The sequence below is a fragment of the Kribbella sp. VKM Ac-2566 genome (assembly GCF_004366005.1).
Lineage (GTDB): Bacteria > Actinomycetota > Actinomycetes > Propionibacteriales > Kribbellaceae > Kribbella > Kribbella pratensis.
Map to the genome: position 1 here is coordinate 1,550,307 of NZ_SODT01000008.1, position 12,592 is coordinate 1,562,898.

Below are 12,592 nucleotides of genomic sequence, written 5' to 3' on the forward strand. Positions count from 1 at the left end.
ATGTCACTGGTAATGCCCGGAGGTTCCGTAAGTAAAGTGCATGACAGAGCTCTGGGTAATCCATTACTCGACCGGTTACTGTTCCGTCAGGAAGGGAGCCAGAGTGCCGACTGTCAGCGACGTGGCCGCGCGCGCCGGGGTGTCGACGGCGACCGTGTCGCGGGCGCTGAACGGCAAGCCGACCGTCGATCCGGACCTCGCCGCGCGGGTGCGGCAAGCGGCCGACGAGCTCGGGTACCAGCCGAACGGCCCGGCCCGGAACCTGCGCCGCCAGGAGGCCGCGGTCGTGGCGCTGATCATCTCGGACGTGGAGAACCCGTTCTTCACCGCGATCGCGCGCGGGGTCGAGGACGTCGCGCACGAGGTCGGGTACTCCGTGGTGCTCTGCAACTCCGACGAGAGCGTGGAGAAGGAGAACCGCTACCTCGACATCGCCATCCAGGAACGGGTCGCGGGCGTCATCCTGTCCCCGAGCGGCCCGACGTCCACGGTCGCGAAACTGGCGTCGCGCGGTACGGCGTACGTCGCGGTGGACCGGCCGCTGCCCGGACAGGACAGTGACGTCGTCCTGGTCGACACCCGGCTCGCGGCCCGCGAGGCGACCGCCCATTTGATTGCCCAAGGCTACGAACGGATCGGCTGCGTCACCGGACCGGCCGGCGTACGGACGGCCGACGACCGCCTCGCCGGGTACCGCGACGCCCTCAAGGCTGCGCGCCGCCGTACGCCGAAGCTCGTCCGGCGGACCGAGTACAAGGCCGCCGGGGCGCACCGGGCCGCCCTCGACCTCCTCGCCCAACCCGAACCGCCGGACGCGCTCCTGATCGCGAACAGCGCGATGGCGGTCGGTGTCCTGCAAGCCCTGCAGGAGCGCGGTGTGCGCCCCGGCCGCGACGTCGGGCTGGTCGCCTTCGACGACGCCCCCTGGGCCGCCCTCGTCGACCCGCCGCTCTCGGTGGTCGCGCAACCGGCGTACGAGCTAGGCGCCGTCGCCGCCCGCCTCCTCCTCGCGCGCATCGCCGACCCCGCCCGCCCACCAACCGCAACCACCCTCGGCGCCCGCCTCATCAAGCGAGCGAGCTCCCGCCGCCCCTGACCCACCCCAAACCAGTTCGGGGCGGCGAACCGCCCGATTTAGGCGGGCAAACCTCCCTAAACCAGTTTGGGGAGGCCAACCACCCGACTTAGGCGGGCAAACCTCCCCAAACCAATTTGGGGAGGCCAACCACCCGACTTAGGCGGGCAAACCTCCCCAAACCAATTTGGGGAGGCCAACCACCCGACTTGGGCGGGCAAACCTCCCCAAACCAGTTTGGGGAGGTTGTCGAGGGGTGGGTCAGCCGGTCGGGTTCTCCTCGGCGTAGATCTTGGCCGCGTTGGAGGCGTCGATGAGGCGCGTGGGGAGGATCTGGGACTTCTCGATGGTGCCGCAGTCGACCAGGATCTTCTTGGCGGCGGCGATCGCTTCCTTGCCGTTCGTCGGGTACGTGAAGGTGGCGGACAGCCGGCCCTGTTCGACGGCCTTGATACCGCCGGACGGGATCGGCAGCGCGTCGATGCCGGTGAACTTCATCTCCTTCTCGCGGCCGACCGCCTTCGCGGCCAGGTACGCGCCCTCGGCCATCGGGTCGTTGTGCGAGTACACGACGTCGATCTTCGGGTTCGCCTTCAGCAGCGCGTCCATCTGCGCCTGCCCCTTCTCCCGCAGCCAGTCGCCACTCGCGCTCGCGATCACCTTGACCTTCGGGTTGCCCTTGATCCCCTCGACGAATCCCTCGTGCCGTTCGGCCTGCGGCGTCGCGCCGGCCAGCCCCTTGAGCTCGACCACGTTCCCGCCCTGCGGCAGCAGCTTCTCGGCGATGTACTTGCCTGCCTCGCGCCCGATCTGCACGTTGTCGCCGCCGATGAACCCGGTGTAGGCGTCGCCCTCGACCTTCCGGTCCAGCACGATCACCGGGATGCCCTTGTCGTAGGCCTTCTTCACCACCGCGGTCAGCGGCTTCGCCTCGTTCGGGCTGATGATCAGCAGGTCGATCTGCTGGGTGATGTAGTTCTCCACGTCCGCGACCTGCTTGGCGTTGTCCTGCGCCGCGTCCGCGAACTTCACGTCGAACTGCGGCACGTCCTTCGCCGCGGCCCGGATGTCGTCGTCCATCCGCTGCCGGTACGGCTCGGCGACGTTCGCCTGGCTCATCCCGATCGTGTACTTGCCGTCGGTGCCCTTGCAGGACTTGGACGACCCCGGCGACGCACTGCCCGAGGTCCGTTCGCTGGTCGTCCCGCAACCGGCCAGCACGAGTGCGGCCATGACAAACGGAGCCGCTGCGGCCAGGGAGATTCGTACAGAGCGCATGACGAAGCCTTCCTTACGAGGTGGGGCGGAGTCGCTGCAGCGCGGCGGCGGCAACGATCACCAGGCCCTTGATCAGGAGCTGGATGTTGGAGTCGATGTTGTTCAGGGCAAGGATGTTGTTCAGTACGCCGAGCAGCAGCGCACCCGCCACCGTTCCGGCGACCGAACCACGGCCGCCCGCCAGGCTGGTGCCACCGATCACCACCGCGGCGATCGCGTCCAGCTCGTAGCCGATGCCGTCGTTCGGGCTGCCCTGGTTGAGCTGGACGGCGTGCACGATGCCGGCCAGCGAGGCGAGCAGTCCGCAGATCGCGAACACCGCGATCTTGACCCGGACCACGGGTACGCCGGACAACCGTGCGGCCTTCTCGTTGCCGCCGACGGCGTACAGGTGCCGGGAGAACGCGCTGACCCGGAGGAACACCACCGCGGCGATCGCGACCACCGCGAAGATGATCACCGGGATCGGCACCAGGCCGCCGAAGGTGCGTTCACCGAGCAGCGCGAAGGAGGTCGGCGCCTCCTTGGGACCGTCGCCGTACGCGATCGCGACGCCCTGGCCGCCGGACCAGATCCGGGCCAGGCCGCGGGCTATCTGCAGGCCCGCGAGCGTGACGATGAACGACTGGATCCCGATCATCGCGGTCGCGACACCCTGCAGGGCACCGAAGACCAGGCCGATCGCCAGCACCAGCACGACCGACGGCAGGAAGCCCCAGTCGTTCTCGACCATCAGGACGGCGGAGCCGACCGCGGCGAGCCCGAGCACCGCGCCGACCGAGAGGTCGATCCCGCCGATCAGGATCACGAACGTCATCCCGACCGCGATGATCCCGATCTCGGACACCGCGCGGACCACGTTCGCCAGGTTGTCCGCGCTGACGAACAGAATCTCGCCGTTCTTGCGCGGCGAGAAGATGATCGCCGCGACGAAGACCGCGATCAGCCCGAACACGCTCTGGAACCGGAACAGCGTGGCGGCCACCCCGCCGGACGACTGGGCCACCGGGGTCGCCGCCCCGACGGTCCCGTCCGGGATCTTGTCCTGTACGTCGGTCACTGCGCTCCTCCGGAACCGTCGAAAGCCTCTTCGAACACTTCGCCCTGTCCCATCGCCGCCGCGAGCAGATCGCCCTCGCCGGAGTCCGCCGTACTGAAGGACGCGACGTCGCGGCCGTCCCGCAGTACGACGACGCGGTCGCAGACCCCGACCAGCTCGGGAAGCTCCGACGACGCCAGCAGTACGCCGAGGCCCTGCGCCGCGAGTTCACCGAGCAACCGGTAGATCTCCGCCTTCGCGCCGACATCGACGCCCCGCGTGGGCTCGTCGAGAAGCAGCAGCTTGGGCTCGGTGAGCAGCATCCGGCCGAACACGACCTTCTGCTGGTTCCCGCCGGACAACGTGCCGACCTCGTCCTGCAGGCGGCCGAACTTCAGCCGCAGCCGATCGGCCATCCGCACCGACGCGGTTCGCTCCATCCGGCGCGCGATCACCCCGAGCCGGCCGTACGACGGGAGACTCGAGACGACCGTGTTGGCGAGGATCGAGTGGAACAGCACGAGCCCCGACGCGCGCCGGTCCTCCGGGACGAATCCGATGCCGTGGGCCAGCGCCTGACGCGGCCCGCGTGGTCGGATCGGCTTGCCCTGCAGGAGAACCCGGCCCGTGCGGGTGCCGCCGGGCGCGACGCCGTACAGGGTCTCGAGGAGTTCGGTGCGGCCCGCGCCGAGCAGGCCGGCGAGGCCGACGATCTCGCCGGAGCGGACGGTCAGCGAGATCCCGTCGGGGTCGCGGCGGCCGGGGCGTGGGCGGCGGGCCGTCAGCTTCAGGTTCTCGACGCGCAGCAGTTCGTCGCCGGTATCGGAGTCGGGGGTCGTGAACATGGTCTGCACCGGGCGCCCCACCATCGCCTCGACAACCTCCGCCGTACTGAGTTTGCGCGGGTCGAAGCTGGTGACGATCTTGCCGTTGCGGAGGACGGTCGCACGGTCGGCGACCTTGGCGATCTCCTCCATCCGGTGCGAGATGTAGACGATGCCGACGCCGCTGCTCCGCAGTTCGCGGATCACGTCGAAGAGCCGCTCGACCTCGGAGCTGGTGAGCGCGGAGGTCGGCTCGTCCATGATCAGCACCCGGGCGTCGAGCGAGATCGCCTTCGCGATCGTGACGAGTTGCTGCTCGCCGACGCGGAGCTCACCGACCGCCCGGCGCGGGTCGAGGCTGACACCGCTGCGGTCCAGGAGCTCGCGCGCCTCGCGTTCCATCCGGCGGCGGTCGACCGTGCGCAGCGTCGTCCGTAGTTCGCGGCCGAGGAAGATGTTGTCCGCGACCGACAGGCCGGGGACCAGGTCGAGTTCCTGGTGGATCATCGCGATCCCCGCGGCCTGCGCGTCGGTCGGGCCGCTGAACCGCACCGGGGTGCCGTTGATCGCGATGCTGCCCGCGTACTCCGTGACGTCGCCGGAGAGGATCTTCATCAGCGTGCTCTTGCCGGCGCCGTTCTCGCCGAGCAGGGCGTGCACCTCGCCGGCGCCGAGCACGAAGTCCACCTCGTGACACGCCTGCACCCCGCCGTACCGCTTCCCGATCGCAGCCATCCTGACAAGGTCGGCCATCACATCTCCGATCGGGCGAGTAATCGATTTCCCGGACGCTAGACCGCGCCCCTCCGACCCGTCAACCCCTTACCGCGTCAACGGTAAGAACCGTGACCCAGCTTCGGTGCCGAACGGGTGGGAGGGGCAGCTGTTCGATCTGGATGGAAAGGTGTCAGCTTCCGGACACGCTCACCTTGGCGAAGAGCGGGCGGCCGCTCGGGGGCATCACGAAGCCCTGGACGCGGGAACGGACGGCGGAGTTGGAGGCCAGTTCGGCGGGGAAGATCCCGACGGCGTCGTCCCAGATCGTCTGGCCGGCCTGCTGGTAGAGCTTGGGACGGGCCGCTTGGTCGACCGATGAGCGGGCGTCGAGCAGGAGCTTGTCGAGCGCCGGATTGCAGTAGCCGTTGCGCTTGGCAGTGCACACGTACAGGCGGGCCAGTGTGTAGTCGGCGTCACCAGTGCCGGTCACGTTGGTCTGCAGGTTCATGTCCCAGTTCAGCTTGCCGAAGTCCTCGAGCCACTGCGCGCGTTCCTTCTCCAGCGGCTTGACCGTGACGCCGATCTTCGCCCAGTCCGAGATCATCGCCTGCGCCAGCGCCCGGATGTTCGGGCCGCCTTCGAGCGGCCACTGCATCGACGTGGTGAACCCGTTCGGGTAGCCGGCCTCGGTGAGCAGCTGCTTCGCTTTCGCCGGGTCATAGGTGTACGGCGAGAGCTTGGGCGCACCGATCACACCCTGGGCCAGCGGCGCCTGTGCGACCGACGCGAGATCGCCGAAGAGGTCCTTCACGGTGCCTTCGAGGTTGAGCGCGTGCCACATCGCCTGCCGGACCCGCTTGTCGTTGAACGGTTTCCGGTTGGAGTTGAACCAGTCGAAGTAGTACGTCCAGCTGGGCGTCGTCTCGTACTTGATCTGGTCGCTGCCCTTGACCGACCCGACCTGGTCGGGCGGGATCTGCGTCAGTACGTCGACCTCGCCGTTCTCCAGCCCGGTGATCCGCCCGGCGACCTCCGGGATGTTCACGAACTCGAGCTTGCTCAGCTTCGGCGCGCCGTCCCGGTACGTCGGGTTCGCGGCCAGCTCGAGCTTCTCGTCGGGCTTGAACGAGGAGACCGTGAACGGCCCGGTCCCGATCGGCTTGGTGAAGAACCCGTCGGTGTTGATCTTTCCGGCCGGCCCGATGAACAGCAGCGTCAGCGAACTCAGCAACGTGCCGAGCGGCTTGCTGGTCTTCACCGTGACGGTCTGGTCGTCGGTGGCCGCGAACGACGTCACCGTCGAGTAGAGCGGTACGAGCGGGCCGTCGAGCTTCTTGTGCCGTTCGTACGACGCCACCACGTCCTTCGCGGTGAACGGCGTACCGTCGGAGAACTTCACGCCGGAGCGGAGTTCGAACACCCACGTGTTCGGGTCCGGGTTCTCCCACGAGGTGGCCAGGACCGGGACGATCTTCCCGTCGTCGACGCGGACCAGCGGCTCCATGATCTGCTGGATCGCGGTCTGCACGGCCTCCTCGCCGGCGTACTTGTGGGTGTCCAGCGACACCGGGAACATCGCCGGCGCGTACCGCAGGACCTGCTCGCCGCTGCTCGGTTCACTGGCCGGCGAGCACGCGGCCACACCTAGGGTGACGGCGACCAGCGCCGCCACAGGTCCTAATCGCTTCCTCAGCACAGGGGTTCTCCTCAGAGCGTGTAGGTGGCGACGACCGGGTAGTGGTCGGAGGGGGCGCGGCCGTCGTGGAAGAAGTCGACGACCTCGCTGGACCGGGCGGCGAGTGGGCCGCGGGCGAAGATCCAGTCGATCGCCTTGGGTGGTGAGGCGAGCGGTGACAGCCGGGTCCGGATCGGACCGGTCGCGACCGTCGGCACGACCGGATGGGTCACCGGTGAGTGCCGGCCGAGGGCGGTGAAACTGTCCAGGAACCCGGCGTTCCCGAGCTCCCACTGCGGTGGGCCGATGTCGTTGATGTCGACGGTGAACAGGCAGGCGCCGTCGCCGGCCAACCGTTCGAGGGCCTCCCCGATCGCGCGGGCCTGGGCGATCCGGCGGTTGACGTGATCGGTCCGCTCGTCGGAGTGGCCGGGCCAGGTGAGGTGCGCCGTACTGAAGATCAGCTCGGTGTCGTCGGGCGTGCGCAGCCGGACCCAGAACAGGTGCGCGTCGGGCGAGAGGATGCCGACGTCCTCGGCCCCGTGCTCGACGTACGTGAACAGGTCACGTCGCCACCACAGGTTGCTCTGGGTCTCCCAGCCTGCGGTCCCGTCGATGCGGTCGTGGTCGGGCAGGACGTCGTCGAGCAGCTTGCGAGTCGCCGGCCGGAGCTCCTGTACGGCGAGCAGGTCGGGCGGCCGCGTCGTGAAGAGGCTCGCGATCGCGTCCCGGCGCTGGTCGAGATAGAACTCGGACCACAGGTTGTAGGTCATCGCCACGAAGGTGAAAGTCATCGGTCCATCCCGGTCGGCACGTTGTACGACGTGAGTCCGTCGAGCCGGAGCGTGGTGAGCGAGCAGTTCCCCGGCGGATCCAGCACCATCTCGTCCCCAGCCGGCAGCCCGAGCGCCGACGCCGCCGCGACGCGAATCGGTCCACCGTGCGTCACCACCAGCACCCGCCGTACGCCGGACCTCGTGATGTCCTGCGCCGCTTCCCACACACGTGCTCGCAACTGCCGGAAGGTCTCGCCACCCCCGCGAGCAACGTCCTCACCACGCGCGAAGGCCTCGACGACGTCCGGCTCCTCGGCAGCGACGTCCGCGATCATCCGCCCGCCCCACGTCCCGACGTCGATCTCTCGCCATCGCCTGTCGACGCGGACCTCGAGGTGATCCTGGCTGTCCAGGTAGGGCTGCAACGTCTCAGTCACCCGCTGCAGGTCGCTCGCGACAATCGCGTCGAACTCGAACGACTGCAGGTATTCCGCTGCCTGCTTCGCCTGCTGCCGGCCGAGTGCACTCAGGCCCGTACCTTGCTGACCTTGGTAGCGGTGCTCGGCATTCCATACCGACTCGCCATGGCGGAGGAGAACCAGTTCGGTCACGAGACGGCTCCTTCCAGTTCGGCGGCGAAGTGGCACGCAGCGGGGTGCAGGTCGAGGCGGGTGATCAGCTCGGGAACGTCGTGCGCGCAGCGGTCCGTGGCCTTCCAGCAGCGGGTCCGGAAACCGCACCCGGACGGCGGATCAGCGGGCGACGGCACATCGCCGCCGATGATGATCTGCTCGCGGGCCGGCTTGTCCCACGGCTTCGGATCCGGCACCGCGGACAACAGCGCCTGCGTGTACGGGTGCAACGGCCGGGTGAACAGCTCGTCCTGGGACGCGGTCTCGACGATCCGCCCGAGGTACATCACCGCGACGCGGTCGGAGATGTGCCGTACGACGGACAGGTCGTGGGCGATGAACAGATACGCGAGCCCGAGGTCGCGGCGCAGATCGTCGAGCAGGTTGAGGACCTGTGCCTGCACCGACACGTCCAGTGCGGAGACCGCTTCGTCGCAGATCACCAGCTTCGGGCGGAGCGCGAGCGCGCGGGCGATGCCGATGCGCTGCCGTTGCCCGCCGGAGAACTGGTGCGGGTACCGCTCCGCGTGGTCGGGGTTGAGACCGACCCGCTCGAGCAGGTCGCGGACCTCGGCGCGGTGCCGGTTCCGGGGCACGACGTCGGGGTGGATCTGCCAGGCCTCGGCGATGATCTGCTCGACGGTCGCGCGGGGGTTGAGCGACGCGTACGGGTCCTGGAAGATCATCTGCAGCTGCCGGCGGACCCGGCGCATCGATGCCTTGGGCAACGAGGTCAGCTCGTCACCGTCGAAGACGATGCTCCCCGACTGCGCCTTCTCCAGCCCGATGATAGTCCGCGCGACGGTCGACTTCCCCGACCCCGACTCCCCTACCAGCCCCAGCGTCCCACCGGCCGGGATGTCGAAGGAGACGCCCGCGACAGCTTGGATCTGCCCGACGGTACGCCGGAGCACAGCCGACCGCATGGGGAACGAGGTCTGCAGGTCACGCACCGAAAGCAAGGGAGACTCAGTGGACATCGGTGAGGACTCCTTCCGGGTGGTGGCAGGCGGCCTGGTGGGTGCTGGGGCGGCCGGGCAACTGACGGAGAACGGGTTCGACCTCGGCGCACTGTTCGTCGGCGTACCGGCAGGGGGGGCGGAACGAGCAGCCGGAGGGCAGGGCCAGCAGGTCGGGTGGTGAACCCTGGATGGGGACGAGGCGCTGGCGCGGGCCTTCGAGCTCGGGGATCGATGCCATCAAGCCGGAGGTGTACGGGTGGCCGCTGTGTTCGTAGACCTCGCGCAGCGGGCCGGTCTCGACGACGCGTCCGGCGTACATCAGGATCACCCGGTCGGCCACGCCGGCGACGACGCCGAGGTCGTGGGTGATCAGGACGAGCGACATGCCTTCCTCGGCCTGCAGCCGGGCGAGGAGGTCCATGATCTGCGCCTGGACCGTGACGTCCAGCGCGGTCGTCGGCTCGTCCGCGATCAGCAGCCGCGGCGACAACGCGAGCGCCATCGCGATCATCACCCGCTGCCGCATCCCGCCGGAGAACTGATGTGGGTAATCGTCCAGCCGTTTGGAGGCGGCCGGGATCCCGACCCGCTTCATCAGGTCCAACGCGGCGGCCCGTGCCTCCCGGCGAGAGGCGCCACGATGCCGGCGGAACATCTCGCCGATCTGCGCACCGACCCGGAACACCGGGTTCAGCGAGCTCAACGGGTCCTGGAAGACCATCGCGATCTCCCGCCCGCGCAGGCCTTTCGCGACACCCGGTGCGAGCAGGTCGCGGTCGTCGTACGTGATCGACCCACCGCACACCCGGCCGGACGGTTTCGGCACGATCCCCATCACGGCCTGTGCGGTGACGCTCTTGCCGCTGCCCGATTCGCCGAGCAGGGCAACGGTTTCACCGGCGCCGACCTCGAACGACGCCCCGTCGACGGCCGTCACCACTCCACCAGAAGTGGCGAACTCGACCCGCAGGTCGCGCACACTCAGCAGCGCCATCACAGACTCCTCAGCCGTGGGTCGTAGCGGTCGCGGAGGGCGTCACCGAGGACGCCGAGCGAGATCACCAGGAAGGCCAGCGCGATGCCCGGGATCGTCGAGATCCACCACGCGTCGGCGAGGTAGTTGCGCCCGTTCGCGATCGTCACACCCCAACTGGGTGTCGAAGCCGGCGTCCCGAGACCGAGGAAGCTCAGCGACGCCTCGGCCAGGATCACGTGACCGATCTCGACCGTCGCCACGACCAGCACCGGCGCGACACACGCCGGCAGCACGCAACGGGTGATCAGCCGCCAGGTCCCGGCCCCCAACGTCCGCGACGCGTCGACGAATTCCCGCCGCCGCGTCGCCAGCGCCTGCCCGCGAGCAACCCGCGCGAACGTCACCCAGTTCGCCACCGCGAGCACGATCACCACGTTCACCACCGACGGACCGAGCAGCGCGGCAATGAAGATCGCCAGCAGGATCGAGGGGAACGCCAACTGGATGTCCGCGAGCCGCATCAGGACGCCGTCCAGCCAGCCGCCGAAGTACCCCGCGGCGAGACCGATGGTCACGCCAATGGTCCCGGCCAGCACCAGCGTCGCCAGACCGACCGCGATCGAGATCCTTGCCCCTTGCAACATCTGCGCGAACAGGTCCTGCCCGACCTGATCGGTGCCGAAGATCGCGAACGACCCGTCGGACAACCGGGTGAACGGCGGCTTCAGCCGGTCCGCGGTCCGGGTGTCGACCGGGTTGTACCGGAACAGCCACGGCCCGATCGCCGCGGCCACGACGTACACCGCGATCACCGCGAACCCGAACCGGATCCGGGCCGACCCGGCCCGGGTACGACGGCGCGCGGCCACCGGAGCCGCCAAGGAAATCCCTGCATCCCTCGCTTCGCTCGGGGTGGGGAAGGAAGTCATCGTTCAGTCACCAGCCAGACGGACCCGCGGGTCCAGGAAGCCGTACAAGAGGTCCACGAGCAGATTGATCAGCACGAAGATCGTTGCCACCAGCAAGATCGAGGCCTGGACGACGCCGTAGTCGCGGCGCCCGATCGAGTCGATCAGCAACCGCCCGACCCCCGGCCAGGCGAACACCGTCTCGACGATCACCGTGCCGCCGAGCAACGCCCCGAACTGCAGACCGACGACGGTCACGATCGGGATCAGCGCGTTCCGCATCGCGTGCACCAGGACGACGATCCCCTCGCTGAGACCCTTCGCGCGCGCGGTCTGCACGTAGCCCTCATGGACGACCTCGAGCAGTCCGCTGCGTGTCAGCCGCACCAGGATCGCCAGGAACGGCAACGCCAGCGTGATCGTCGGCAGCACCAGATGCGCCCAGGACCCCGAGCCCGCACTCGGCAGCACCTTCAGCCCGCGGGCGAACACCAGGATCAGCACGATCCCCAGCCAGAACGACGGTGTCGACTGGCCCATCAGCGAGAACACCGAGATCGCCCGGTCCACCCAGCTGTGCGCCCGCAACGCCGCGATCACACCGAGCGGCAGACCGATCAGCAACGACAGCAGCAACGCGGTCGTCGCGAGCTGGATCGTGGCCGGAACCCGTTGCAGTACAAGGCTCATCGAGTCCGCGTTCAGCCGGAAGGACTCGCCGAAGTCCAGATGCACGACGTTCGCCAGGTACGTCGCGTACTGCTGGATCAGCGACTGGTCGAGCCCGAGTTGCGCCCGCAAGGCCGCCACCTGCGCCTGGTCCGCATCGGGCCCGAGCATGATGTACGCCGGGTCGCCGGGTACGAGCCGCAGTACGACGAAGATGATCGTGACCGCGCCCCACAGCACGAAGAGCGAGAAGAACAACCGCCGGACGACGTACGCCCCCATCAGACGCCGCTCCGCAGTACGGAGACCACGCGCCGGACCTCGTCGACAGAGCCGGGCTGGACGAGTTCGGCGCCCAACGCGCCGGCGCATGAGCCGTCGGGTCCCCGCACCGGCACGGCGACCATCCGCGGGAGCGAGGCGACCGGCCGGGAGTTGTGCGCGAAGCCCGACACCCGGATGCGCTGCAGCGTGTCGAGGAGATCGGGCGTGCCCGTCACCTGATCGGCGGGAAGCCCCGACAAGTAGGCCCGGCCGAGAGCGCTGCGATGCAGCGAAACGGCGTGGCCCGGCTGAACGCGGAGACTGCCGGACGACGCCGGGGTGCCGCTCGGCCCGCCCTGCGGCCGAGCGCCACGCACTCCGCCGTGCGTGCCGGCGCCCGCGACTGCTGCTACCTGCAGGACCGTCCCGCCGGTCTTCGGTAGCGGCTTCGCCAGCACGACCAGCCGACCGAGGCGGTCGCCGAGGTCGGTCAGCGTGTGCTCGGGACCCACGCGGCGCTGCGTCGTCAGGCGGAGCGCGGCGAGGCCGTCGCGGGCCGTGTAGCGGTGGTCGTCGACGCGGTCGGCCAGGCCATGGGCGCAGAACGTGGCGAGGATCCGGTGCACGGTGCTCTTGTGCAGGCCGACGGTGACGGCCAGCTCGGTCACGCCGTACGCGCGGTCCTCGCGGTTGAGCTCGGCCAGGACGGTGAGGGCACGGCTCAGCGACTGCATTGGTGCCTCCCGGCGGAATCATAGGGAAGGCTGCCGTGAACGTTAACGGTAGCGTTAATGCAC

Annotated in this window: 12 protein-coding genes; 1 reads left to right on the plus strand and 11 read right to left on the minus strand. The window is 69.0% G+C overall.

Features of this window, described 5'->3' with window-relative positions; genetic code table 11:
- Window positions 1-103: 103 nt before the first annotated feature.
- Window positions 104-1,096: a LacI family DNA-binding transcriptional regulator gene (locus EV647_RS10335; RefSeq protein ID WP_134001344.1), complete on the plus strand. Its 993-nt coding sequence runs from the start codon at window positions 104-106 to the stop codon at window positions 1,094-1,096.
- Window positions 1,097-1,336: 240 nt separating this feature from the next.
- Here EV647_RS10335 and EV647_RS10340 read toward each other — a convergent pair whose 3' ends face one another.
- The 11 genes from EV647_RS10340 to EV647_RS10390 form a co-directional block, all read right to left on the minus strand.
- Entirely contained in the window at window positions 1,337-2,353 is a 1,017-nt protein-coding gene (locus EV647_RS10340; protein ID WP_134001346.1) for a substrate-binding domain-containing protein, read from the minus strand.
- Window positions 2,354-2,366: 13 nt separating this feature from the next.
- Complete coding sequence (locus EV647_RS10345) at window positions 2,367-3,413, minus strand: ABC transporter permease (protein WP_134001348.1); 1,047 nt, start codon at window positions 3,411-3,413, stop codon at window positions 2,367-2,369.
- Window positions 3,410-4,951: a sugar ABC transporter ATP-binding protein gene (locus EV647_RS10350; RefSeq protein ID WP_238177129.1), complete on the minus strand. Its 1,542-nt coding sequence runs from the start codon at window positions 4,949-4,951 to the stop codon at window positions 3,410-3,412. The genes EV647_RS10345 and EV647_RS10350 overlap by 4 nt, the downstream gene beginning before the upstream one ends.
- Before the next feature lie 172 nt (window positions 4,952-5,123).
- Complete coding sequence (locus tag EV647_RS10355; protein ID WP_134001352.1) at window positions 5,124-6,629, minus strand: ABC transporter substrate-binding protein; 1,506 nt, start codon at window positions 6,627-6,629, stop codon at window positions 5,124-5,126.
- Between the two features lie 11 nt (window positions 6,630-6,640).
- Window positions 6,641-7,402 carry an endonuclease/exonuclease/phosphatase family protein gene (locus tag EV647_RS10360; protein ID WP_134001354.1) on the minus strand — a complete coding sequence of 254 codons (762 nt, stop codon included), beginning with the start codon at window positions 7,400-7,402 and terminating at the stop codon, window positions 6,641-6,643.
- Entirely contained in the window at window positions 7,399-7,995 is a 597-nt protein-coding gene (locus EV647_RS10365; RefSeq protein WP_166680270.1) for a histidine phosphatase family protein, read from the minus strand. Before EV647_RS10365 ends, EV647_RS10360 begins: the two co-directional genes overlap by 4 nt.
- Window positions 7,992-8,996, minus strand: a complete 1,005-nt coding sequence (locus EV647_RS10370; protein WP_134001357.1) for an ABC transporter ATP-binding protein — start codon at window positions 8,994-8,996, stop codon at window positions 7,992-7,994. Before EV647_RS10370 ends, EV647_RS10365 begins: the two co-directional genes overlap by 4 nt.
- Window positions 8,986-9,972 carry an ABC transporter ATP-binding protein gene (locus tag EV647_RS10375; protein WP_134001359.1) on the minus strand — a complete coding sequence of 329 codons (987 nt, stop codon included), beginning with the start codon at window positions 9,970-9,972 and terminating at the stop codon, window positions 8,986-8,988. Before EV647_RS10375 ends, EV647_RS10370 begins: the two co-directional genes overlap by 11 nt.
- The gene (locus EV647_RS10380) at window positions 9,972-10,835 is read right to left on the minus strand and encodes an ABC transporter permease (protein WP_202870904.1); all 864 of its coding nucleotides are present in this window, start codon (window positions 10,833-10,835) and stop codon (window positions 9,972-9,974) included. The genes EV647_RS10375 and EV647_RS10380 overlap by 1 nt, the downstream gene beginning before the upstream one ends.
- A gap of 51 nt (window positions 10,836-10,886) precedes the next feature.
- Complete coding sequence (nikB, locus tag EV647_RS10385) at window positions 10,887-11,813, minus strand: nickel ABC transporter permease (protein WP_134001364.1); 927 nt, start codon at window positions 11,811-11,813, stop codon at window positions 10,887-10,889.
- Entirely contained in the window at window positions 11,813-12,529 is a 717-nt protein-coding gene (locus tag EV647_RS10390) for a helix-turn-helix domain-containing protein (RefSeq protein WP_134001366.1), read from the minus strand. The genes nikB and EV647_RS10390 overlap by 1 nt, the downstream gene beginning before the upstream one ends.
- Window positions 12,530-12,592 lie beyond the last annotated feature (63 nt).